Below are 22851 nucleotides of genomic sequence, written 5' to 3' on the forward strand. Positions count from 1 at the left end.
GCAATGCATAAAATGGGTTAAAAAATGAGCCCCACAAAAAAAACCGGCGGATAGCCGGTTTTTTTTGTGGGGTCAAACTCCTGTCTTACTTCAAATAAGCAGAAAGCATCCAAACGATTTTCTCTTTTGCAGTGATATAATCACTGATCAAGGTGACGGTTCCTTCGTCATTTTGGGCTGAAGCCGTCTCGATGACATCTCTTTCCAATTCCAAAAGGGTATTCAGGTTGTCTCTGACAATCTCCACCATTTTCTTCGGGTCTGTGATGTTTTTGGCTTCCTTGATTTTTGAATTTTTAAGGAATTCCTCAAATGAGGAGTAGGGTCTTTCTCCTAAAGTCAAGATCCGCTCAGCAGTCTCATCGATGCCCAAGTTTGCAGCATTATAAAGTTCTTCGAATTTAGCATGCAATTCAAAAAAATTTGCGCCGCTAACATTCCAATGAAAATTTCTAAGATTTTGGTAATAAACTTCATAATTGGCAAGAAGCCCATTCAGTTTTACTACGGAGGCCTTACTTTCTTTTATTTCTAATCCGATGTCGTTAGTGCTCATATTATTTCTATTTTTGATTTAAATAATTAATACCAATACAACAAATATGAGGCCAGCGAAGCTGAAAAGTAATTTTGTCATATTGATAATATCTATGTACAAATTGAGTTTCCTATAATGAAACTCCCAACCAATCTTTTTGTTAGAAAATGAAGAACAGACTTCAGGACATTGCTACTTTGGATTTGGTCCAAAATAAAAATAGGATAAAATGGCTTATTTTTATTTGTTCCATGGTGATCGGCTTTGGGTCCATTTATTATACAAATAGGCTTGTTGAAGAATTGAAAGAAAGGGAAAAGAGACAGATAGAACTTTTGGCAAAGGCCTTGGAATACGCTTCCCTGTATACAGAGAATCTCAATTTTATCAATCAAGAAATCATCCAAGAGAACAATTCGATACCGGTCATCGTCGTCGATGCCTATGACAACCCGATTGAATATCGGAATATCAAACTCAATAAGAATCTCAAAAAGGATGAGGTTCTGGAAATCCTTAAAGAAGAGTTGGTCAAGATGAAAGCTGAATATGAGCCCATCGCGATGGAAGATGCTTTGGTTTATTACCGAAACTCCGAATTGTTGACTTCCCTCAAGTATTACCCCTACATCCAGCTTTCCGTTATTTTGGTTTTTGGAATCTTGGCCTATGCAGTTTTCAACCAATCCAAGGTAGCGGAGCAAAACCGGGTTTGGGCTGGATTGACCAAAGAAACCGCACACCAATTGGGGACGCCGATTGCCTCCCTGATGGCCTGGATGGATTACCTGAAGGACTCCCCTGTATGGGAAGAAAATAAGGAGGTAATCCAAGAAATGGACAAGGATGTCGTCAAGCTCCGAATGGTCACCGAAAGGTTTAGCTCAATTGGAAGTGCCCCGATCATCCAGCCTGAAAATGTATTCCAAGTGGTCGATGAAGCGATTTCTTACCTTAGGCCCCGGATTTCCACAAAAGTGGAGATGAAGGTCAATGGCTATTCAGAAAACATCGATGCCATGATCAACAAGCCCTTGTTTGAATGGGTAATCGAAAATATTTGCAAAAACGCAGTAGATGCCATGAAGGGCCAAGGTGTGATTTCGATAGATATCGTCAAGGAAAGTGAGAAATTTGTTTTCGTCGATATTAGCGACACTGGCAAGGGGATGGAGAAGAATATGTACAAGAAAGTTTTCAATCCTGGTTTTACCACCCGAAGGAGGGGTTGGGGTTTGGGACTGACTTTGGCCAAAAGGATTATCGAAGGATACCATAAGGGGAAAGTTTTCGTCAAGCACTCTGAAACAGGCAAAGGCACCACTTTTCGGATCGTGCTCAACGGGGTGAAGGATAGCATTCCCGAAATCAAGCCAGAAGGGTTTCTCTATAAAAAATTCAGTTAAATTAGCCATACATGATAGGCTTACGGCTTTCCCATTTTCTGTTTTCCAAATCTTCCAATAAAAACGTACCTTTGTGGACTGAATTTAAGATTGCCCAAAAATGAGTTTGACAAAAGAGATTGAAAAGAGAAGAACCTTTGCCATCATTGCCCACCCGGATGCTGGAAAAACCACTTTGACAGAAAAGCTGTTACTTTTTGGCGGTGCTATTCAAACCGCAGGAGCTGTTAAATCCAACAAAATCGATACTTCTACTAAATCCGATTGGATGGAAATCGAAAAGCAACGGGGAATTTCTGTTGCCACCTCTGTAATGGGATTTGAGTATAAGGGAATGAAAATCAATTTACTTGATACTCCAGGTCACCAAGATTTTGCGGAAGACACCTACCGGACACTTACTGCAGTGGATTCGGTGATCATGGTTATTGACTGTGTAAAAGGCGTGGAAATCCAGACGGAAAAACTAATGGAAGTCTGTAGGATGCGAAATACACCGGTAATCTGTTTTATCAATAAACTGGATAGAGAAGGTCGTGACCCCTATGATTTGCTGGATGAGGTCGAAGAAAAGCTGAACATTCAGGTACGCCCACTTTCCTGGCCAATAAGTATGGGGAAAGGCTTCAAAGGTGTCTATAATCTTTTTGACAAAAAGTTAAACCTATTCACCCCGAGTCAAAGAAAACTCAGCGATGACAGGTTGACCATTGAAAATCTGGAGGATTCTAATTTGGAGGAACTCGTCGGGATGAACAATGCCAAACAGCTTCGGGAGGATGTGGAGCTGATCGAAGGTGTTTATCCGGATTTTGACCCCAAAGAATATCTGGAAGGAAAAGTAGCACCTGTATTTTTCGGGTCAGCGGTCAATAATTTTGGGGTAAACGAAATGCTGGATACTTTTATCAAAATTGCGCCAGCACCCAAAAGCCGATTTACGGAAGAAAGGGAAGTCAAGCCCGATGAGTCTAAGTTTTCTGGATTTGTTTTTAAAATCCACGCCAATATGGATCCGAATCACCGGAACCGTATTGCCTTCTTGAGGATTTGCTCTGGCAAATTCGAGAGGAACAAGCCTTATAACCATGTCCGAGGCCCAAAACCGCTTCGTTTTTCCAACGTTACCCAGTTTATGGCCCAGGATCGAGAAATCGTAGATGAAGCCTATCCTGGTGATATTATCGGTTTGTACGATACCGGAAACCTCAAAATAGGGGATACCTTGACCGAAGGAGAAAATATGACCTTCAAGGGAATCCCCAGTTTCTCCCCTGAGATTTTCAAAGAGGTGATCAATAAAGACGCCATGAAAACCAAGCAATTGGAGAAGGGCCTCAAGCAATTGATGGAAGAAGGTGTCGCCCAATTGTTTACCTTTGACATGGGTTCCAGAAAAGTGGTGGGAACTGTGGGGCAACTCCAGTTTGAGGTCATTCAGTTTAGATTGAAACAGGAATACAACGCCTCTGTTGAATTTGCTCCGATGAACCTCTACAAAGCCTGCTGGATAAGCAGCAAGGACAAGAAGCAATTGGATGAATTTGTGCGTTCCAAAAACAGGCATATTGCCCGTGACAAAGACGGTAAGTTGGTTTTTATGGCCGAGTCAAAGTCATGGTTGCAAATGGTTCAGGACAATTATCCAGATATTGAATTCCATTTCACTTCTGAATTTCAATAGAAAAACAAGTTTTAGGTTGCCAATCGGCGCCAAACAATACAGGGGAATGAAATTTTGATTGCAGTAAGGGATCAAAATTTATTTTCAAAAGGGCCGAGGCCAAACATTCACAAAAATATTGATGGAGAATGGATTTCTGATTTATTCCTTCATCCTTTAAAATTCAATGAAATGAGAAAAAAACCATTTACGGTCGTCTACGAAGACAATCACTTGCTTGTGGTAAATAAAGCAGCAGGTGTTTTGGTTCAGGGAGACAAGACCAAGGACAAAACCCTGACGGATTATTGCCGGGAATATATAGCGGAAAAATACGACAAGCCAGGAGCTGTTTTTTTACATCCGGTTCATCGATTGGACAGACCTGTCAGCGGATTGGTCATCTTCGCCAGAACCTCCAAAGCACTGGAAAGGATGATGGAACTCTTCCGCAAGCGGGATATTCATAAAGTTTATTGGGCTATTGTCAAAAAGAAGCCCAAAGAGGAATTGGAAAAACTGACCCATTGGTTGGTGAAGGACGAGCAGAGAAATGTGGTGACTGCTTACGATATGGAAGTCGAAGGTTCCCAAAAGGCTGAACTGACTTATAAAAGGTTGGGAACTCTGAATGACCACTGGCTCATGGAAGTCAGGCCAGTTTCGGGAAGACCACACCAGATCAGGGTGCAGCTATCGTCCATCAGGTGTCCGATCCGAGGAGATTTGAAGTATGGTTTTGCCAAACCCAATATAGATGCCAGCATTAACCTGCATGCCTTTCAATTGGTTTTTGTCCACCCGATCAGAAAAGAAAAATTGTATTTGAGAGCAGCGCTTCCGGAGGAGCCTTTCTGGGAGCAATTCCTGGAATTTGAAAACATCAAAGCCAAAGACCAACACATCGACAATACCTTCAGTGGTTAATCAAAAAAATTAAAGCAATGGGGAACCTTAGGGATTCCCCATTGCTTTAGAATTTAGAATCCGATGCCCTATAGCTTCATTTTGATGCGGTGTTTTTTTAAGGCTGTAAAATATCCTTTCCCAGAGCTGGGATTTATCTCTGACAATTGCGAACCCCCAAATAAGAGAATTGGGTTGTGACTGGGAAAACTTCCGAAAATTGAATATCATTGATATTCCAAAAACCAAATCCATGAACACGAAAATTTTGCTCTCCTTTTTCTGTCTGATTTTTTTGTTGCTTGGTTGTGGTGCCAAACAAGAGCCCAAAACAATTTATATCGTGCGACATGCCGAAAAATTATTGAATGTTGACGATCCAACATTGAATGTGGCAGGAACGGTTAGGGCAAAGAAATTGGGCCAAATCATGTCTGACAAGGAGATTGCGCACGTTTTCTCCACGAATACCATTCGGACCAAGGCCACTGTACAACCGGTGATAGACCAAAGTGGACTGGAAATAGAGTTCTATGATCCCAAAAACCATGATGATTTGGTCAAGGAGTTGAAAAATAGGAAGGGAAATATGCTTGTCGTGGGACATAGCAATACTGTTCATCATTTGGCCAATTATTTTGTTGGAAAATCTGACCCATATCCAGAATTGACAGACATTGAATATAATTTTATTTTTGTGGTGTCCTTAAACCCTAACGGGACATCTCGTGTGGAACGTAAAATTTACAGGGATTTTTGAAATCAAATTATTCTCTTGAAAACCATTTGATATCTATCCCGTAATAAAATTCATTCAATAAAATTTATTTTAACGCTGTTTAAATTCTATTGCCATGAAAAAGATTTTACTTCTATCCCTGTTGTTTTCTTTCTTAGCCATGTCAGCTTGCAGCAATGAAGATGCCGAACAAAACAATCTGATGAAGGCACGGGAAGTCGCTTACAATTCATTGTCCGAGGCTGAGAAAGCGACGGTAATCACGAATTGGAAAGAGGCTGAAGTCAGAACCTTTGAAAGTGGGCAATACCTTGTCCTCTTCAACACAACCGAAGATGCACTTTTGGGGCCCATTGGGGTTTTGGTCAACGCGGTTACGTTTGTGGTGGAAGGGACCACCCCTAGGTATTGAGGATTTGGGAGTGATCCTATTTAGAAAATTTTTCAACAATCAAATCGATCTGGTTCACTTCGGTAAATTTCATCATCACAAAAAGCTTTTGTTTTGGCTTTGATACCCGTTTTTCTGAAATTCCTTAATTTAAATTCCAATTTATACATATCGGATTTTTTTGGCAATTGGCTTATCCTGAATTTTTTAAGTTTGGAAGTCAATAATTCTCGATGATAAGGTTTTCACCCTCCAGATGAATCTCATTTGATTTTCATATTCCGGTTGGTTAGCACATCCAGAAGAACCTTCAAGCCATTTTATGCAATACCAATTTATATTCCAGCCTAATATTGCCTTATAATTAGACGGTTGCTTACCATTTTTGACTTCACCCTATTGGTGTCAGGAATTGGTCTCCCAATAGTCTGATTTCCTTCCAGTATCGGTCTCATTGTGAAACCGAATGCATATTTCGGATTCAAGCCCATTGTGAAACCCAATGCATGTTTCTGAGTAAATTGAAGGACTTAGATGAAATTCCGTTTTGGGATTCTCCCGCCTGGAGTACTCAAGGATAATATTTATTCTTAATAGCGAAAGAAAAACGAATAAATACATTTCCTTTTGTTTCTTTTGATTTTATTTTATTATTTTTGAATTCAAATAGGGTACAAATGGATAGGAATAAAAACATAAAGCAACTTGAGTCGAAAGAGAAAGTTTGGGATATTGTGGTGATCGGTGGGGGTGCGTCAGGCTTGGGGGTGGCTTTGGACGCTTTGTCCAGGGGATTATCCGTGGCTTTGTTCGAAAAGGCCGATTATGCCAAAGGGACTTCAAGCAGGAGTACCAAATTGGTGCATGGTGGGGTCCGATATCTGGCCCAAGGGGATGTGATGTTGGTTTTTGAGGCCTTGAAAGAGCGTGGGAGAATGTTGAAAAATGCGCCACATCTTACGCATAATCAGCCCTTCATTATTCCTATCTATTCGTGGTTTGACAGGATTCAGTACAGTGTTGGCTTAAAGCTTTATGATTGGATGGCAGGCCGTCTCAGGTTGGGCAAATCGAAGTTCATCTCTAGAAAGGAAACCTTAACCAGACTTCCCCAACTGAAAGAAAAGGGTCTTCATGGAGGAGTAGTATACTATGACGGTCAATTTGATGATGCCCGGTTGGCACTTTCGATCGCACAGACCTGCAATGAAATGGGTGGCTGCATGGTCAATTACGCCAAAGTCGATGCCTTGAAAAAAGATGCAAACGGGAAAATCAATGGACTGGTCGTCAGGGATGTGATCGGGAACAAGGATTATACCCTCCAAGCCAAAATGGTCGTAAATGCGACGGGTGTTTTTGCAGACAAAATCCTCAAGATGGACCAGCCTGATGCAGTGAAGAGCATTCAACCCAGTCAGGGAATCCATTTGGTTTTGGACCAATCTTTTTTGGGCGGAAATGACGCCTTGATGATTCCCAAGACCTCTGATGGTAGAGTGCTGTTTGCTGTTCCGTGGCAAGGGAAATTGGTATTGGGAACCACCGATACGCTGAGGGAAAAAGCCAAATTAGAGCCAGAAGCCTTGAAAAGTGAGATTGATTTTGTGCTTGAAACAGCTTCGGCCTATCTGACCAGACAACCCACCAGAGCGGATGTGCTTTCCGTTTATGCAGGACTGCGGCCTTTGGCAGCACCAAAGGAAGGAAGTACCAAGACCAAGGAAATTTCCAGAAGCCACAAAATCATTCTCTCGGAAAGTAACTTGGTGACTTTGACAGGTGGAAAATGGACTACCTTCCGAAAAATGGGGGAAGATACCGTGGAGTATTTCGCCAAAATCACGGGTCAAAAATTATCCAAGAGCCTTTCGGCAGAGAAACACCTGCATGGATATACCAAGGGGAAGGCCTATGGCCATTTGGCAGGATATGGGACCGATGCTTTGCAGATTGAGGCTTTGATGAAAAGCGATAAAGAATTAAAGGAAAAACTCCATCCCGATTATCCATACACCTTGGCGGAAGTTGTATGGGCGGTGCGGAACGAGATGGCCATCAAAGTTGAAGATGTTTTATCCAGAAGAATTCGTATTTTGTTTTTGGATGCCAAAGCAGCGATACAGATGGCTCCGAAAGTCGCTGCGATAATGGAGCAGGAACTTGGAGGTGGAGAAGCTTGGATCCAGCAAGAACTTGCCGATTTTCAGAAAGTAGCGCAGAAGTATATTTTATAGAAATCCTAAGTCAAGCAATAAACCCCAACCCATGAACCAAGCGAATCAATACATTTTGGCACTTGACCAAGGAACGACGAGTTCCAGGGCAATTGTTTTTGACCACCAAGGCCAAATTGTCTCGGCGGCCCAAAAAGATTTTAAACAACATTTTCCAAAAGCGGGATGGGTGGAACACGATCCGGCCGAAATATGGTCTTCCCAATCCGCCGTCATGATCGAAGCCTTGGTCAAAGAAGGGATTAAACCCGATCAGATCGCCGCCATTGGCATCACCAACCAAAGGGAGACTACTATAGTATGGGACAGAAAAACAAGCAAACCTCTTTACAATGCGATTGTATGGCAGGACAGAAGGACAGCCGCTTTTTGCGATGAATTGAAAGCCGCTGGGAAAGCTGAAATGATCGCCGAAAAGACAGGGTTGATCTTAGATGCCTATTTTTCGGCCACCAAAATCAAATGGATTTTGGACAATGTGGAGGGGGCAAGGGAACAGGCTGAAAAAGGTGAATTGGCTTTTGGAACCATCGATACCTGGTTGGTTTGGAAACTCACAGCGGGACAAACCCACATTACGGACATCACCAACGCCAGCAGGACCATGCTTTTCAATATCCACGAAAAAAAGTGGGACAAGGAATTGTTGGCTCTTTTTGATATTCCGGATTCGATGTTGCCAGCCGTAAAATCCAGTAGTGAAGTGTATTGCCATACTGCCGGAGATGTGCTTTCTGTGAAAATCCCTATTGCAGGAATTGCGGGAGACCAGCAGGCGGCTCTTTTTGGCCAACTTTGCACCAAAGCAGGAATGGCGAAAACCACTTATGGTACGGGTTGTTTCCTAGTGATGAATACAGGCGATCAGCCTGTAAAATCAAACAATAGATTGTTGACCACCATTGCCTGGGAGTTGAACGGAAAAGTGACTTATGCACTGGAGGGAAGCGTTTTCATTGGAGGAGCAGCGATCCAATGGTTGCGTGATGGTATAGAATTTTTTGGCCATGCCAAAGAAAGTGAAAAACTGGCGATAAGTCTTAAAGATAACGATGGCGTATATTTTGTTCCGGCATTGGCGGGATTGGGCGCTCCACATTGGGACCAAAATGCGAGAGGTGCTTTTTTTGGGATTACCAGGGGTACAACCATCGCCCACATGACGCGAGCGGCCTTGGAAGCCATTGCCTATCAGGTGAACGATGTCCTCAAAGCCATGGAAAAAGACAGTGGAGAACCTACATTGGAACTTCGTGTAGATGGCGGCGCAACTGCCAACAATTTCCTGATGCAGTTTCAGGCAGACATCTTGGGATGTGAGATCAAAAGGCCAAAAATCATTGAGACCACGGCTCTTGGAGCAGCGTTTTTTGCCGGACTGGCGGTTGGTTTTTGGAAAAATGAAGAAGAATTGAAATCCCTATGGGAGGCAGATCAGAGTTTCGAGCCACAAATGGACCAGAAGCAGGTCGCTCATTATTTGCATTTTTGGCACAAGGCTGTTGACAGGTCTAAAAACTGGGTAGAGTAATGGATGAGTTTGTAGCAGAATTTGTAGGGACATCCCTCCTGATTGCCATGGGCTCAGGCGTGGTGGCCAATGTGGTTTTGAACAAAACCAAAGGACAAAACAGTGGCTGGATGGTGATTACCACCGCTTGGGCGTTGGGGGTTTTTATCGGTGTGGTGGTGGCTGGACCTTACAGTGGTGCCCACTTGAATCCCGCTGTCAGTATCGGCTTGGCCATCGTGGGAGACTTTCCATGGGAAATGGTTCCAAAATACATATTTGCCCAAATTCTGGGCGCAATGTTTGGTTCCACCATTGCATGGTTGGTGTATAAGGACCATTTTGATGCAACAGAAGATCCAGGTTTGAAATTCGCTCCATTTGGAACCGTCCCGGCCATCCGGAATTATTCTTCCAACTTGATCTCGGAGATCGTGGGAACTTCTGTTTTGATCATCGTGATTTTGTATTCTACGGAGCCGATGTTGAATGACACCAACGGTACTCCCATTGGATTGGGATCATTGGGCGCATTGCCGGTTGCCTTTTTGGTTTGGGTGATTGGGTTATCACTTGGTGGGACGACCGGATATGCGATCAATCCCGCCCGTGATTTCGGGCCAAGGCTGATGCATCAATTCTTGCCGATCAAGGGAAAAGGTGGAAGTGATTGGCAATATAGCTGGGTGCCGATAGTTGGGCCAATTATCGGGGCCGCTTTGGCAGCAGGGATCTATTTGTTATTGGGTGCTGGAGGGATGGTATGATTTAATTATACGCTGATGAGGGGATCTGAAGGTAAAAAGCCAGATTGTTGATCCTGAAAATGATCTGGACCAATTGTCCATTTATAAAATTCCTTGGTCTTTTACTGAGAATGAAGTAGTTTATCTGAGCAGGACCTCCAATTTTTACAATGATTATATCAATGTCTTTGCCAACCAAAAGGTGCAACTGGGCAACAGCGATGTCCACAGTTTTTTCAATAAATACGGGGATAAACTGAAAGATGATAATTGGATGTTGATCAAATTGAGGGTTAAGAAATAAAGATTTTTTTAAGTGAAGAGTTGTGGATTTTTTTCATGGATGGGATTATTTTTAACTAATAGTTTGCTTCTTTCTTTCTTTAGAACGGTTTATTTAGTGACTACTTTTTAAATCTTTTAATTATTTGATGAACTTTAAATTTTAATGTTAAGAAAAAATTCTTTTTGGGAGCAATTGTGGCATCATTTACCTTTATTGCTCCACCTTCTTTTGCGCAGGAGTCTTTGCCCGGAGCTGGATTTAAACAAATTGTAAAAATTTGTAAGGACAGTGGTAAAATGGTGGAAATATGCGAATGGGTGGATTATGAATCCTATTGCGATCCATCCATACAAGAACCCTATTGAAATGTTAATCAGGAGGTGGGATTCCCACCTCCCTTACTCTTACCTTAATGAAGCACAGCCTAATTTATTTAATATTAATTTTTCTTCTGGCTTGTCAAGAAAAATCAAATTTTGAAAATATATCTGTCTTACAAATAGACTTAGATACATCAAAAAATGGCAAATTTTCAGACCTGTTTGACGATATTGAATATATCCTATTGGTTACACCAGAGGATTTCCCATTAGTGGAGCCACACAATATAAAATTTTCGGATAAAAGGATATTTGTAAGGGATTGGGCGACAAATCAGCTTTTTATTTTTGATGAAAAAGGAAGATTCGAAAGGGTTATTAAAGCGATGGGAAAAGGCCCTGGAGAGTATTTTCAAATGAATGACTTCCAGATCAAAGGAGAATCGATTTATATTCTTGATTTCTTTTTGAATAAAATCATTCAATTTGATTTTTCCGGAAGTTTTATCCAAGAAATCAGGCATGATTTAGATAATAATAATTTCTATTTAGGGTCTGAATACAAACTTTTTTTCAATAGCTATAACATTGATCATGGGAGATTTAATTTTTTGAGAGAAAATGAGGAAGGTTTAAAAGGCTTTGTTTCATTTGAAAAGGATAAAGAAAATATAGTGAATTTCAATTCTCATACAGGTTTTATTGAGGATCCCCACAATCCTTTTATTTATTTTAATATTCCTTATTCTACAGAGGTTGCGGTATTCAATAAAAAAAATGGAAACCTCTCCAGAATCATTCAATTCGATTTCGGCAAACACAATACTGAAACAAGGGTTTTAAAAGAAAGATCTACGACTATACAGGAGATTCAATCCCAAAGAAACTTGGTGGTTGATTTGGCAGCTTTTTTTCCATTCAAAAACCATTACATTACAATTGTAAAGCAGGGGGCAGCTAAAATGCATTACTTATTGCTTGATCAAACTTTTCAAAAAATTGGTCAATTTCAGCATCTGGAAAATGACTTGGATCAAATGAAATTTGAAGGATATCCCTGGACTTTTTCCGAAAATGAATTGGTTTATTCCATCAGTACAACCAGTTTTTATAATGATTATGTAAACACCTTTTCTGGAAAAAATGTACAGGTGAGCAGCAATAATGTGCATGGGTTTTTTGATAAAAGCAAAGAAAAGCTAATGGATGATTCCCACATGCTTATCAAGCTAAGAGTCAATAACTCCTTCCCAAATTAAAAAAAAATAAGCAAAAAAAGCCCCTTTAGGAATTTTGAATTTCTAAAGGGGCTCAAATAGTATTTGATACCGATTATTTCAAGATCTCTCTGGAAATCACCAGTTTTTGGATTTCAGAAGTTCCTTCGCCAATCGTACAAAGCTTCGAATCCCTGTAGTATTTTTCCACTGGATAGTCTTTGATAAACCCATATCCACCAAAAATCTGAACCGCTTCATTGGAAACCGAAACGGCCACCTCAGAAGCATAGAGTTTGGCTTGAGCACCTGCCAATGTTACCTTTTGTCCCCTGTTCTTAAGATCAGCAGCTTTGAAAGTAAGCAAACTGGCGGCTTCCACTTGGGTAGCCATATCGGCAAGTTTGAAGGCAATGCCCTGAAATTTGCTGATGGGTTGGTTGAATTGCTCTCTTTCTTTGGAATATTGGATGGAAGCTTCCAAAGCACCTTCTGCAATTCCCAGGGAAAGTGCAGCGATGGAAATTCTACCTCCGTCAAGGATCTTCATGGATTGGATAAAACCATTTCCAACATCTCCCAATACTTGGCTCTTGTGAAGCCTGCAATCTTCAAAAATCATTTCGGCGGTTTCGGAGGCACGCATGCCCATTTTGTCTTCCTTTCTTCCGCCCTTGAAACCCGGAGTTCCTCTTTCTACGACGAATGCCGTCATTCCATGGGAGTCGCCCACATTTCCCGTACGGGCAATCACCACTGCCACATCTCCGGAAACACCGTGGGTGATAAAGTTTTTGGCACCGTTGAGCACGTAATAATCACCGTCCTCAACCGCAACAGTTCTCATATTTCCAGCATCTGATCCGGTGTTGGGTTCTGTAAGACCCCAAGCGCCCAACCACTCGCCCGAAGCAAGTTTGGGGATATATTTTTTCTTTTGTTCTTCATTGCCAAACATCATGATATGGCCTGTACACAGCGAATTGTGTGCAGCCATGGAGAGGCCGACGGAAGGATCAAGTTTGGTCAATTCAACGATAGCAGTTACATATTCGAAGTAGCCGAATCCCGATCCACCATATTCGGCAGGAACCAAAACCCCCATCAATCCAAGTTCACCAAGTTTTTTGAAAAGGTCGTTTGGAAAATGTTGATTGTCATCCCATTCCTTGCGGAAAGGGGTAATCTCTTTTGCTCCAAAATCACGGATCATCTGTGCGATCATCCCTTGATTTTCGTTGAGCTCGAAACTCATCATCATGTCTAAAGTAATTTTTTGGGTTATATTTCTAGGTACAAAGGTATTAACTTATCCGGTTCGGGAAGGTTTTGGGTCCAAAAACAAATCCACAAACTCAAACTTTTGTCCATCAAACAAGCCTTTGTCGCTCAATTTTAGGTCGGGGATGACCAAAAGTGCCATAAAACTCAAGGTCATGAAGGGGGATTGCAGTTTGGAACCCATCTCCTTTGCCATACGATCGATGGCAGTATAGGCTGCTGCGATCTGATAGCCATCCTCTGTGGACATGATCCCACCGACGGGAAGTGGGAGGATTTTTTCTTCTCCATTCCTTACCGCTGAAATCCCACCCTTGGCTTCAATCAGAAGGTTTACAGCTCTACAGATTGAGGAGTCATCTACCCCAACTGCGATGATATTATGGGAATCATGGCCAACGGATGAGGCAATGGCTCCTTCCTTCAAGCCGATATTCTTGATGAAAGCCACCGCAGGAGGGGCGTCTGCATACCTGTTCACCACCGTGATTTTCAAGATATCCGCCTCCGGATTCGAAACCGCTTTTCCCTCCAAAACCCTTACTTCACCTTCTATTTCTGGTGTGATCAATTGGCCATCCAAGGCTTCAATCACCCTCACCTTGTCCCCTTGTGGGTCCAATGAGAAATCCAGTTCGCTCTTTAAAGAAGTTTGAAAATTATTGATCACCTTATTTTCCACTCTGGGAATCAATGTTTTTCCATTTTCTGCTACCAATTTACCGTCGATGTAGGTCTTTTGAACCTTAAAATCCTTCAGGTCTTGGACCATTGTGAAATCAGCAGGGTCACCTAGTCGAAGCCTACCCACTTGGAGGCTGTAGTGTAGAATGGGATTGATACAGGCAGCTTGAAGCACGTCATAAAGGTTTTTTCCTTTGGCAATGGCTCTTGCTGCCAATTCATTGATATGTCCGATGGCCAGACTGTCCGGGTGTTTGTCATCGGAACAAAACATGATCATTTCGGGATAATCATCAATCAGGTCAATTAAAACCTCAAAATTTTTGGCGGCACTGCCTTCCCGAATGGCGATCTTCATTCCCAATTTGATTTTGTCAAGCGCCTCCTCCTTGGTAAAACACTCGTGATCAGTGGTGATTCCTGCAGAGGCGTATTTTGCGGCCATTTCTCCTTTGAGTCCAGGGGCATGGCCATCGACGGGCTTTCCGTATTTTTTGGCCAGGTCCAATTTCTCCATCACCAGAGGGTCCTTATTGATCGTGCCGGGCCAGTTCATCATTTCTGCCAGATAAACGATTTCCTTCCTTTCCAGGAGCTTGTTGATGTCAGCGGCGGTGATTTCTCCACCTGCGGTTTCAAACGGGGTAGCAGGCACGCAGGAAGGCGCACCAAAATAAAACTTGAAAGGTACTTGACGTCCATTCTCGATCATGTATTCCACGCCCTCCAGTCCACAAACATTGGCGATTTCATGGGGATCAGACAAGGTGGCTACCGTACCGTGGACTACTGCCAGCCTTGCAAACTCAGAAGGGACCAACATGGAGGATTCGACATGGACGTGCGCATCGATAAATCCCGGTAGGATATAGGGCATGTCACCGATGCGTTTGATTTTGCGTATGGATACTATTTTCCCCAAATCCACTTTGATTTCAGCCGGATAAATACAGCGGTTGGGGATGTCAACAAGTTGACCAGAGATTAAAAAAGCTTTCATATTAAGATAGATTTAAAGATTTGATTTCCAAATTTCAACAATAATAAGCACTATCCTTACAGGAACAGGGAATACATCCTTTTGCCAAAGGAATTAGATTTAAAACTACTATATTTGCGCCTGAAATTAAAAAAAAGAGGAAAGTTACTTTTCGTAAATGAGAAAGATTGTAGTTGCAATTGATGGCTTCTCGGGTTGTGGAAAAAGTTCCACCGCAAAGACGGTGGCAAAGGAACTGGGGTATACGTATATTGATTCAGGTGCCATGTATCGCGCGGCAACACTTCATTTTTTGAATAGGATGACGGTTTTGACCAATCCTGTGGAGGTGGAAAAATCCTTGGATACGCTTTCCATTGCCTTTCATCCCAGCGAAGAGAATGGCCGTCAGGAAACCTTTTTGAATGGATTGAATGTAGAAGAAGAAATCCGATCGATGCGGGTTTCCGAAAATGTCAGCGAGGTAAGCAAAATCAAGGAAGTGAGGGTTGAGTTGGTAGCACAGCAGCAAAAACTCGGTAAGAAAAAAGGAGTCGTCATGGATGGCAGGGACATTGGCACCGTCGTTTTCCCGGATGCCGAATTGAAGGTTTTCATGACTGCGGACTTACTGATCCGCGCAGAAAGAAGGCAAAAAGAACTTCTTGAAAGAGGGGAATTGGTAGAATTGGATAAAATCGCCAATAACTTAAAAGAAAGAGATCGAATTGATTCTACACGAAAAGAAAGCCCATTGCTAAAAGCCAATGATGCAGTGGAGATTGATACCAGTTTTATGGATTTCGAGGATCAGGTGAATCAAATTGTTGAATTGGCTAAAAAAAAGATTGCCTAAATCAGATGGAAGTATGGAAGTAACCATTGATAAAAATTCAGGATATTGTTTTGGGGTGGAATTCGCCATAAAAATGGCTGAGGATGAAATGGAAATGTCTGACAAACTTTATTGTTTGGGTGACATTGTCCACAATGACATGGAAGTCAAAAGGCTCAATGAAAAAGGATTGGTGGTGATCGATAGGGAACAACTTCAGCAACTCAGAAATTGCAAGGTGTTGATCAGGGCCCATGGGGAACCGCCTGAAACCTACAGAACTGCATTGGAGAATGACATTGAATTGATTGATGCCTCCTGTCCTGTCGTTTTGAAACTTCAAAACAGGGTAAAATATGCCTTTGATAAAATGGAAAGGGAGCAGGGTCAAATTGTCATTTATGGCAAAAAAGGACATGCTGAGGTAATAGGCTTGACAGGCCAGACCTTGGAAAAGGCCATCGTGGTGATGGAGGAAAAGGATTTGGAAAAAATCGATTACACCAAACCAGTCACTCTTTTTAGTCAGACCACCAAGAGTACTAAAGGTTTCTATGAATTGAAGGAGAAAATAGAAGCCAAAATAAAGGAAGCAAATGGCGAATTCAAGGAAATGGATTTCAATGCAAATGATTCCATTTGCAGGCAAGTATCCAATAGAGAACCGCAACTTTTGAATTTTTCCAAAGAGAACGATGTCATCATTTTCGTTTCCGGAAAGAAAAGTTCAAATGGAAAGGCCCTTTATCAGGTTTGCAAAACCGAAAATGAAAGGAGTTATTTTGTGGAAAATGAAACAGAAATAGATGCCACTTGGTTTAAATTTGAGGATAAGGTCGGCATTTGCGGGGCAACATCCACTCCGATGTGGTTGATGGAACAAGTGCAGCGCTTCCTCAATTCACTGCATGAAGATTTGGTTTTGACAAAAGGATAAACAGTCTTCTGTCCAAAATATTGGGTCATAAAACAAGAGGGCAACAAATATTACCAGAATTATCTTCTAATAACTAATGTATTTTATTAGATTTGAGGCGTTTTCAAAGGACCATTCAGTTCAAAAATTAATATGTCAAAACTAGTTAAGCTCAAGAAGGGATTTGATATCAAGCTTGTAGGAAAAGCAGAAAAGAAGATCGTTGATTTCCTGCCTGTTCAAACTTTCGCGATTAAGCCCACCGACTTTATTGGGATGCAAAGACCCAAAGTCGTTGTCAATGAAGGAGATATTGTAAAGGCCGGCGCACCGCTTTTGTTCGACAAGGCGATGGACCAAGTGCTTTATGTATCGCCAGTATCCGGTGAAATCGTTGAGATCAAGAGAGGTGAAAAAAGAAAATTGTTGGAGATCAAGATTTTGGCCGATAAGGAAATCAGCTTTGAATCTTTCCAAAAATATTCAGAGCAGGAGCTCAAATCGCTTTCCAAACAAGATGCACTGGCACAATTGACAAAAGGTGGAGTTTGGCCTCAATTTATCCAAAGACCCTTTGGTATTGTTGCCAATCCAAGTGATTCTCCAAAAGCCATATTTGTTTCTGGATTCGATACCCATCCATTGGCTCCCGATCTTTCCTTTACCTTGAAAGGGATGGAAAGATTTTTTCAAGCTGGAATCGATGTTTTGAAAAAACTGACCACTGGAATTGTTCATTTAAATGTCAATGCCGACAGCGAAGGTTCTTCTGTTTTTTCCAAAATCCAAGGTGCCCAGATCAATAGTTTCTCGGGACCGCACCCAGCGGGGAATGTTGGCGTTCAAATCCACCATCTCAATCCTGTCAGCAAAGGCGAAATCGCTTGGACAATCAGTCCTTTTGGTGTTGTTCAAGTCGGTAAATTATTCTTGGAGGGGATCTATGATGCTTCTAAAATAATCGCAATTACGGGTTCTGAAGCCAAAATCACAGCATATACAAAAACGTATTTGGGAGCTTGTGTCGATAAATTTGTCGCTGGCAACCTCGTGAAAGAACATACCCGAGTTATTTCCGGAAATGTCTTGACGGGAGAAAAAATCAACAAGGATGGTTATTTGGGATATTACCATAACCAAATCACACTTATTCCTGAAGGGGACTATTATGAGTTTTTGGGTTGGATGAAACCAACTGCCAGCAAACTCAGCTACCATAGGGCCTTGGGCCTTTTGTCGTTCCTGACTCCAAACAAAGAATTTGTATTGGACAGTAATGTCAGAGGTGAGGAAAGAGCTTTTGTTCAAACAGGAGTTTTTGAAAGCGTTACCCCGATGGACATCCTTCCAGTTTATCTTCTCAAGGCAATTTTGGCTGAGGATTATGACGAAATGGAAGAATTGGGGATTTATGAGTTGGTTGAGGAGGATTTGGCCTTATGTGAATTCGTGGATGTTTCCAAACACCCGGTTCAGGAAATCCTAAGAAAAGGAATAGATTTAATTCAATATAGTTAATCATATGAAGTTTCTAAGAGAACTGTTAGACAAACAGAAACCCCTTTTTCATAAAGGAGGGAAATTGGAAAACCTTTACTATTTGTTTGAAGCTGGGGAGACTTTTATGTTTTCACCAAATCACACCAATGGTATCAAAGGCGCACAAGTAAAGGATGCGATAGATTTAAAGAGAATGATGATCACCGTAGTAGTGGCCATGATTCCTTGTCTTCTTTTTGGCATGTACAATACAGGTCACCAGCACTTTCTAGCCGTTGGGGAAACCGCCGGGTTGTGGGAAGACTTCGGTCCGAAAATGCTTTTGGGTCTTCAATTAGTGCTTCCAATCGTTATCGTGGCTTATGCTGCAGGTGGATTGGTAGAGGCAGCTTTTGCAGTGATCAGAAAACACCCCATCAATGAAGGCTTCCTGGTAACGGGAATGCTGATTCCTTTGGTGGTTCCCGCATCTTTGCCTTTATGGCAGGTAGCATTGGCCACCATTTTTGCGGTGGTGATTGCAAAGGAAGTTTTTGGAGGTACAGGAATGAATATCCTAAACGTCGCGATGACGGCAAGGGCTTTTCTTTATTTTGCTTATCCTGCCCAAATATCAGGAGATCAAGTTTGGACCTACCTAGGTGACAAAGCACCTGTAGACGGTTTTTCAGGAGCCACGGCCCTAGCCGTTGCCTACAATGCAGGAGTTGACGGAGAACAGGTCAGCACAGCTTTGGCTTCACACAACAGCGTTCTTGGAGACGGGTTGTTTAGTTTTGTCAATTTGTTTGTGGGTTGGATCCCAGGATCTATCGGCGAGACATCAACATTGATGGCTTTGATCGGTGCTGCGATTTTGATAGGTACAGGAGTGGCAAGTTGGAAAATCATAGTAAGTGGTTTTGCAGGTGCATATTTGATGGGTCTCATCATGAATGCATTTGCCGTAAACGAATACATGGCCATGGGTCCAGAGTACCATTTGGTAATGGGTGGCTTGGCTTTCGGTGTTGTCTTTATGGCAACTGATCCAGTTTCCGCCTCTCAAACCGAGACAGGAAAATGGATTTATGGATTGCTGATCGGTGTGCTTACCGTGATCATCAGGGTTACCAATCCAGCGTATCCAGAGGGAATCATGCTTGCCGTTCTGTTGATGAACGTCTTTGCCCCACTGATTGATTTTTATGTAGTGAAAGCAAACAAGAAAAGGAGGTTACAACGTGCAACAGTCTAACGCTTATATCATCACATTCTCAATAATACTCACAGTAGTATTGGGATTATTGCTATCGGGAACTTCTCAGGTCTTGGGACCTCTTCAGAAGAAAGCCGAAGATTTGGACAATAAGAAGCAAATCTTAGGTGCCGTTATGGATCCAAAGGAATTATCAGTCCTGAAACCAGAAGAAGTTCTCGCCTATTATGAAAACAGAATTTCCTCCATGGTTGTCGATATCCAAGGCAATGAAGTAGAGAAAGGTGCCGATGGAAATCCAATCGTCGCTGAAAAGGTCAACGTAAGCAAAAATTACAAATTGGCTCCTGAAAAAAGGCAATATCCGATCTTTATCTATCATGCTGAGGGAAACCCTGAAGACATAGAAAACTACATCTTGCCAGTATATGGTGCAGGGCTTTGGGACGAAATTTGGGGCTACGTTGCACTTCAGACCAATCTGAATACCATTGAAGGGGTAACATTCTCCCACAAAGGAGAAACTCCCGGATTGGGAGCAAGAATTACCGCCTCCAATGTTCAGGAAAGATACCAGGGGAAGGAAATTTTTGACGAAGAAGGAAATCTACAATCTGTGGTCATGCAAAAAGGTGAAGGAAAGGACTACTCCGGAGACAAGCATAAAGTGGATGGATTGTCTGGAGCCACGATCACCGCAAATGGCGTCAACAACATGTTGAAAAACTACATCGGACATTACAAGCCTTTTCTAGAAAAGCAAAAATCCGGTAGTGCTTCAGAAGTAGCGGTATTAAATTGAATTTGAACGTTTCAAGCCAAAAATAATGAGTACAGAAACAGCACAAGTGACAACAGTGAAAAAGCCTGCTGAGGAGCTTTTGTCCAAAAGAAGAAAAAAATTAATCACCGATCCTTTGATCGACAGCAATCCAATTACCATCCAGGTATTGGGTATTTGTTCGGCTTTGGCAGTGACCACGCAGATGCAGCCAACCTTGGTGATGGCCATTTCGGTTATTTTTGTAATCGTCATGTCCAATTTAACGATATCCCTTTTGAGAAATACCATTCCTGGAAGGGTAAGGATCATTGTTCAATTGGCTGTAGTTGCCACCCTTGTGACGCTTGTAAACGAAGTGTTGAAAGCTTTTGCTTATGACATGTACAAGGAATTGTCCGTATTCGTTGGGTTGATCATTACCAATTGTATAGTAATGGGTCGTCTTGAAGCGTTTGCTTTGGGGAACAAACCATACGATTCTGTCTTGGATGGTTTCGGTAGTGCATTGGGTTATTCTTGGATCATCCTTGCAGTAGCATTCTTTAGGGAGCTATTGGGATCAGGGTCGGTATTCGGTGTGGCGATATATGAGCCGATTTCTAACCTTTTCGGAGAAGATTTCAGCTTGGCCACCAATGGCCTGATGGTTTCACCTGTAGGTGCCTTCATCATTCTGGGATTGATCATTTGGGTACAACGTACCAAAACTGGATATGTAGAACATTAATAAAGCACTGAGACATGGAATTAATTAGCTTGGGAATAAGATCGATATTTATCGATAACATGGTTTTCGCTTACTTTCTTGGGATGTGTTCCTTTTTGGCCGTATCCAAAAAAGTAAGTACAGCAATAGGATTGGGCGCTGCGGTTGTCTTTGTACTGACCGTCACCGTACCTGTCAATTGGTTGTTAAATGAATTTGTATTGAAAGAAGGTGCTTTGTCATTTTTGGGAGAGACTTTTGCCACAATTGACCTTACCTTTTTAAGGTTTATCATGTTTATTGCGATCATTGCAGCGATGGTACAGTTGGTGGAGATGGTAGTGGAAAAATTTGCTCCTGCTCTTTACGGAGCATTGGGTATTTTCCTTCCTTTGATCGCCGTTAACTGTGCGATTTTGGGTGGATCACTTTTCATGGCACAAAGAGACTATACCTTGGCTGAGTCCGTAGTGTATGGATTTGGATCTGGAACAGGCTTCTTGTTGGCGATGGTAGCATTGGCAGCGATCAGGGAAAAACTGAAATATTCAAACGTGCCCAATGGACTAAAGGGACTTGGTATCACCATGCTCTTGACAGGCTTGATGGGGATTGCATTCATGTCCTTTATGGGAATTGATTTGTAAGATTACCTCTTAAATGGTTTTAAAAAAGCCCTTGGGATTGATTTCCCAAGGGCTTTTTCTATTTAGGTGAAAGATTGTCTAATAATGAAGCGAATAAATTTTGATGACAACATATATAATTGTGTATGTTTAACTTAATATATCTTTTTATGAAAGAATGTATGTCAGTATCAATTTTCATTATTTTTTTAAATCTATAACTTAACCTTCCACTGCAATGAAACATTTAAATCTGATCTTGTTTGGTTTCTTGGTTCTGCTCAGTTGTAATCAGTCAAATCAAGGTCCGTATTCTGACCTTGATTTGAAAACCATTCAGGTCAATAATGAAAATGATATTTTGCCTGAGGGGACCCTCAGTCTTGAATCAACTGTGCCGCTTGAATTTTGTGAGGATTGTATCGTAGGCATGGTTGATAAGATTTTAGTGGATGATAGTGGCTACTATGTGCTAGATAAAACAATAACCAAATCGATCACCAAGTTTGGCAAGGAGGGTCAATTTATTTTCAGAATAGAATCACAAGGAGATGGTTTGGGGAAATATATTTTGCCATTTGATTTTGAATTGGATATAGAAAAAGATGCGATTGCCATTCTGGATGTAAATCAGCGTAAGGTTTTATTCTTTCAATCGAGTAATGGTGAATTTATAAATGAGAGCCGTTATGGAGAGTTTCAGGCCATGCGATTTTCTCATGTTGGGGGAGATCAATATGCATTTCATTTGGATGGAAGGGAATTTGGAGAAGGAAAACATGATTTGGGAATCATTGCAGACATTCATAAAAAGGAAATTTTAAACGCGGGTGTATTTGATTTTGGGAATACGGATTATATGGCCGTAGACCAAGAATTTACAAGAGGGAGCTTGGGTGTGCTATTTGCCAAATCCATGAATGACACCGTATATCAGGTTACCGAAAAAGGCTATCAACCCAAGTTTGTTTTTGATTTTGGGAATAGGAAAATAACCGATGATATCAGAAATGCAGACGTGATGGAGGCGAGGCAAAAAATAATGACTACTTCGCCATTTTTTCATTGGGGAAGAGTATTTGAGAATCGGGAATGGGTATTTTTTCTTTGGTCTGGCGACAATGGCGAGCGTCGGCTCTCTGCCTTTAACCAAAAGGAAAACAAAAATTATGGCATTGAATCGGAGGAGTTGAGTGCGAAAAATCTATTCCATGTTGATGAAAACAGGGTTTATGCTTTTTTAAACCCGGAGGAATATTCAGAGAAGAGTTTGGTGGATAATCCAGATAAGGATCGTAATCCGACAATATTGATTTTTTCCTTGAATTAACATTTTCCTGTTTGAATGTAACCCGGGGGATCTTTGAATTTTCAATGATCTCC

At 41.7% G+C, this 22851-nt stretch carries 21 protein-coding genes; 18 read left to right on the forward strand and 3 right to left on the reverse strand.

The genetic code is table 11. The features are described from left to right. Positions 1-85 precede the first annotated feature (85 nt). Positions 86-556, reverse strand: coding sequence for a Dps family protein (locus F824_RS0105150; RefSeq protein WP_019596797.1), 471 nt, complete (start codon positions 554-556; stop codon positions 86-88). A gap of 149 nt (positions 557-705) precedes the next feature. On the opposite strand from F824_RS0105150, the gene F824_RS0105155 reads away from it, so the two are divergent. The 10 genes from F824_RS0105155 to F824_RS0105215 all read left to right on the forward strand — a co-directional run bounded on the left by F824_RS0105155 (position 706) and on the right by F824_RS0105215 (position 12001). After that, positions 706-1944, forward strand: coding sequence for a sensor histidine kinase (locus F824_RS0105155; protein WP_019596798.1), 1239 nt, complete (start codon positions 706-708; stop codon positions 1942-1944). A 100-nt stretch (positions 1945-2044) separates the two neighbouring features. Further along, positions 2045-3628: a peptide chain release factor 3 gene (locus F824_RS0105160; RefSeq protein WP_019596799.1), complete on the forward strand. Its 1584-nt coding sequence runs from the start codon at positions 2045-2047 to the stop codon at positions 3626-3628. 171 nt (positions 3629-3799) lie between these two features. Beyond that, positions 3800-4534 carry an RluA family pseudouridine synthase gene (locus F824_RS0105165; protein WP_026333510.1) on the forward strand — a complete coding sequence of 245 codons (735 nt, stop codon included), beginning with the start codon at positions 3800-3802 and terminating at the stop codon, positions 4532-4534. A gap of 232 nt (positions 4535-4766) precedes the next feature. Then, complete coding sequence (locus tag F824_RS0105175) at positions 4767-5273, forward strand: SixA phosphatase family protein (RefSeq protein WP_026333511.1); 507 nt, start codon at positions 4767-4769, stop codon at positions 5271-5273. Between the two features lie 94 nt (positions 5274-5367). After that, entirely contained in the window at positions 5368-5664 is a 297-nt protein-coding gene (locus tag F824_RS0105180; protein ID WP_019596803.1) for a hypothetical protein, read from the forward strand. A 656-nt stretch (positions 5665-6320) separates the two neighbouring features. Further along, positions 6321-7880, forward strand: coding sequence for a glycerol-3-phosphate dehydrogenase/oxidase (locus F824_RS0105190; RefSeq protein ID WP_019596805.1), 1560 nt, complete (start codon positions 6321-6323; stop codon positions 7878-7880). Between the two features lie 31 nt (positions 7881-7911). Continuing rightward, positions 7912-9411, forward strand: a complete 1500-nt coding sequence (glpK, locus tag F824_RS0105195) for a glycerol kinase GlpK (RefSeq protein ID WP_019596806.1) — start codon at positions 7912-7914, stop codon at positions 9409-9411. Next, positions 9411-10157 carry an MIP/aquaporin family protein gene (locus F824_RS0105200; RefSeq protein ID WP_019596807.1) on the forward strand — a complete coding sequence of 249 codons (747 nt, stop codon included), beginning with the start codon at positions 9411-9413 and terminating at the stop codon, positions 10155-10157. Before glpK ends, F824_RS0105200 begins: the two co-directional genes overlap by 1 nt. 73 nt (positions 10158-10230) lie before the next feature. Further along, a complete protein-coding gene (locus F824_RS0105205; protein ID WP_019596808.1) occupies positions 10231-10440 on the forward strand; it encodes a hypothetical protein in 210 nt (69 codons plus the stop codon). A gap of 394 nt (positions 10441-10834) precedes the next feature. Beyond that, on the forward strand, positions 10835-12001 hold the full coding sequence (locus F824_RS0105215) for a 6-bladed beta-propeller (protein ID WP_019596810.1): 1167 nt from the start codon (positions 10835-10837) through the stop codon (positions 11999-12001). Between the two features lie 73 nt (positions 12002-12074). On the opposite strand, the gene F824_RS0105220 is transcribed toward F824_RS0105215, so the two are convergent. Both F824_RS0105220 and ade read right to left on the reverse strand, forming a co-directional pair. Beyond that, on the reverse strand, positions 12075-13214 hold the full coding sequence (locus F824_RS0105220; RefSeq protein ID WP_026333512.1) for an acyl-CoA dehydrogenase family protein: 1140 nt from the start codon (positions 13212-13214) through the stop codon (positions 12075-12077). Between the two features lie 54 nt (positions 13215-13268). Then, complete coding sequence (ade, locus tag F824_RS0105225; protein ID WP_019596812.1) at positions 13269-14924, reverse strand: adenine deaminase; 1656 nt, start codon at positions 14922-14924, stop codon at positions 13269-13271. Between the two features lie 157 nt (positions 14925-15081). On the opposite strand from ade, the gene cmk reads away from it, so the two are divergent. The 8 genes from cmk to F824_RS0105265 all read left to right on the forward strand — a co-directional run bounded on the left by cmk (position 15082) and on the right by F824_RS0105265 (position 22798). Continuing rightward, positions 15082-15759, forward strand: a complete 678-nt coding sequence (gene cmk, locus F824_RS0105230; RefSeq protein WP_019596813.1) for a (d)CMP kinase — start codon at positions 15082-15084, stop codon at positions 15757-15759. Between the two features lie 13 nt (positions 15760-15772). After that, positions 15773-16675 (forward strand): 4-hydroxy-3-methylbut-2-enyl diphosphate reductase, encoded by a 903-nt coding sequence (locus tag F824_RS0105235; RefSeq protein ID WP_031326956.1) that lies wholly within the window; start codon positions 15773-15775, stop codon positions 16673-16675. Positions 16676-16807: 132 nt separating this feature from the next. Further along, positions 16808-18172, forward strand: a complete 1365-nt coding sequence (locus tag F824_RS0105240) for a Na(+)-translocating NADH-quinone reductase subunit A (RefSeq protein WP_019596815.1) — start codon at positions 16808-16810, stop codon at positions 18170-18172. Between the two features lie 4 nt (positions 18173-18176). After that, complete coding sequence (locus F824_RS0105245; RefSeq protein ID WP_019596816.1) at positions 18177-19391, forward strand: NADH:ubiquinone reductase (Na(+)-transporting) subunit B; 1215 nt, start codon at positions 18177-18179, stop codon at positions 19389-19391. After that, positions 19378-20154 carry an NADH:ubiquinone reductase (Na(+)-transporting) subunit C gene (nqrC, locus tag F824_RS0105250; RefSeq protein ID WP_026333514.1) on the forward strand — a complete coding sequence of 259 codons (777 nt, stop codon included), beginning with the start codon at positions 19378-19380 and terminating at the stop codon, positions 20152-20154. The genes F824_RS0105245 and nqrC overlap by 14 nt, the downstream gene beginning before the upstream one ends. Before the next feature lie 25 nt (positions 20155-20179). Next, a complete protein-coding gene (locus F824_RS0105255) occupies positions 20180-20863 on the forward strand; it encodes an NADH:ubiquinone reductase (Na(+)-transporting) subunit D (protein WP_019596818.1) in 684 nt (227 codons plus the stop codon). A gap of 14 nt (positions 20864-20877) precedes the next feature. Next, positions 20878-21489, forward strand: coding sequence for an NADH:ubiquinone reductase (Na(+)-transporting) subunit E (nqrE, locus tag F824_RS0105260; protein ID WP_026333515.1), 612 nt, complete (start codon positions 20878-20880; stop codon positions 21487-21489). Between the two features lie 217 nt (positions 21490-21706). After that, positions 21707-22798 carry a 6-bladed beta-propeller gene (locus tag F824_RS0105265; RefSeq protein WP_019596820.1) on the forward strand — a complete coding sequence of 364 codons (1092 nt, stop codon included), beginning with the start codon at positions 21707-21709 and terminating at the stop codon, positions 22796-22798. Positions 22799-22851: the final 53 nt, after the last annotated feature.

This window comes from Rhodonellum psychrophilum GCM71 = DSM 17998, assembly GCF_000381545.1.
Taxonomy (GTDB): Bacteria; Bacteroidota; Bacteroidia; order Cytophagales; family Cyclobacteriaceae; genus Rhodonellum; species Rhodonellum psychrophilum.

Excerpts from the sequence above, each read along its gene's own strand:
- F824_RS0105150 (WP_019596797.1), bottom strand. The coding sequence starts at position 556 with ATGAGCACTAACGACATCGGATTAGAAATAAAAGAAAGTAAGGCCTCC.
- F824_RS0105155 (WP_019596798.1), top strand. The coding sequence starts at position 706 with ATGAAGAACAGACTTCAGGACATTGCTACTTTGGATTTGGTCCAAAAT.
- F824_RS0105160 (WP_019596799.1), top strand. The coding sequence starts at position 2,045 with ATGAGTTTGACAAAAGAGATTGAAAAGAGAAGAACCTTTGCCATCATT.
- F824_RS0105165 (WP_026333510.1), top strand. The coding sequence starts at position 3,800 with ATGAGAAAAAAACCATTTACGGTCGTCTACGAAGACAATCACTTGCTT.
- F824_RS0105175 (WP_026333511.1), top strand. The coding sequence starts at position 4,767 with ATGAACACGAAAATTTTGCTCTCCTTTTTCTGTCTGATTTTTTTGTTG.
- F824_RS0105180 (WP_019596803.1), top strand. The coding sequence starts at position 5,368 with ATGAAAAAGATTTTACTTCTATCCCTGTTGTTTTCTTTCTTAGCCATG.
- F824_RS0105190 (WP_019596805.1), top strand. The coding sequence starts at position 6,321 with ATGGATAGGAATAAAAACATAAAGCAACTTGAGTCGAAAGAGAAAGTT.
- glpK (WP_019596806.1), top strand. The coding sequence starts at position 7,912 with ATGAACCAAGCGAATCAATACATTTTGGCACTTGACCAAGGAACGACG.
- F824_RS0105200 (WP_019596807.1), top strand. The coding sequence starts at position 9,411 with ATGGATGAGTTTGTAGCAGAATTTGTAGGGACATCCCTCCTGATTGCC.
- F824_RS0105215 (WP_019596810.1), top strand. The coding sequence starts at position 10,835 with ATGAAGCACAGCCTAATTTATTTAATATTAATTTTTCTTCTGGCTTGT.
- F824_RS0105220 (WP_026333512.1), bottom strand. The coding sequence starts at position 13,214 with ATGAGTTTCGAGCTCAACGAAAATCAAGGGATGATCGCACAGATGATC.
- ade (WP_019596812.1), bottom strand. The coding sequence starts at position 14,924 with ATGAAAGCTTTTTTAATCTCTGGTCAACTTGTTGACATCCCCAACCGC.
- cmk (WP_019596813.1), top strand. The coding sequence starts at position 15,082 with ATGAGAAAGATTGTAGTTGCAATTGATGGCTTCTCGGGTTGTGGAAAA.
- F824_RS0105235 (WP_031326956.1), top strand. The coding sequence starts at position 15,773 with ATGGAAGTAACCATTGATAAAAATTCAGGATATTGTTTTGGGGTGGAA.
- F824_RS0105240 (WP_019596815.1), top strand. The coding sequence starts at position 16,808 with ATGTCAAAACTAGTTAAGCTCAAGAAGGGATTTGATATCAAGCTTGTA.
- F824_RS0105245 (WP_019596816.1), top strand. The coding sequence starts at position 18,177 with ATGAAGTTTCTAAGAGAACTGTTAGACAAACAGAAACCCCTTTTTCAT.
- F824_RS0105255 (WP_019596818.1), top strand. The coding sequence starts at position 20,180 with ATGAGTACAGAAACAGCACAAGTGACAACAGTGAAAAAGCCTGCTGAG.
- nqrE (WP_026333515.1), top strand. The coding sequence starts at position 20,878 with ATGGAATTAATTAGCTTGGGAATAAGATCGATATTTATCGATAACATG.
- F824_RS0105265 (WP_019596820.1), top strand. The coding sequence starts at position 21,707 with ATGAAACATTTAAATCTGATCTTGTTTGGTTTCTTGGTTCTGCTCAGT.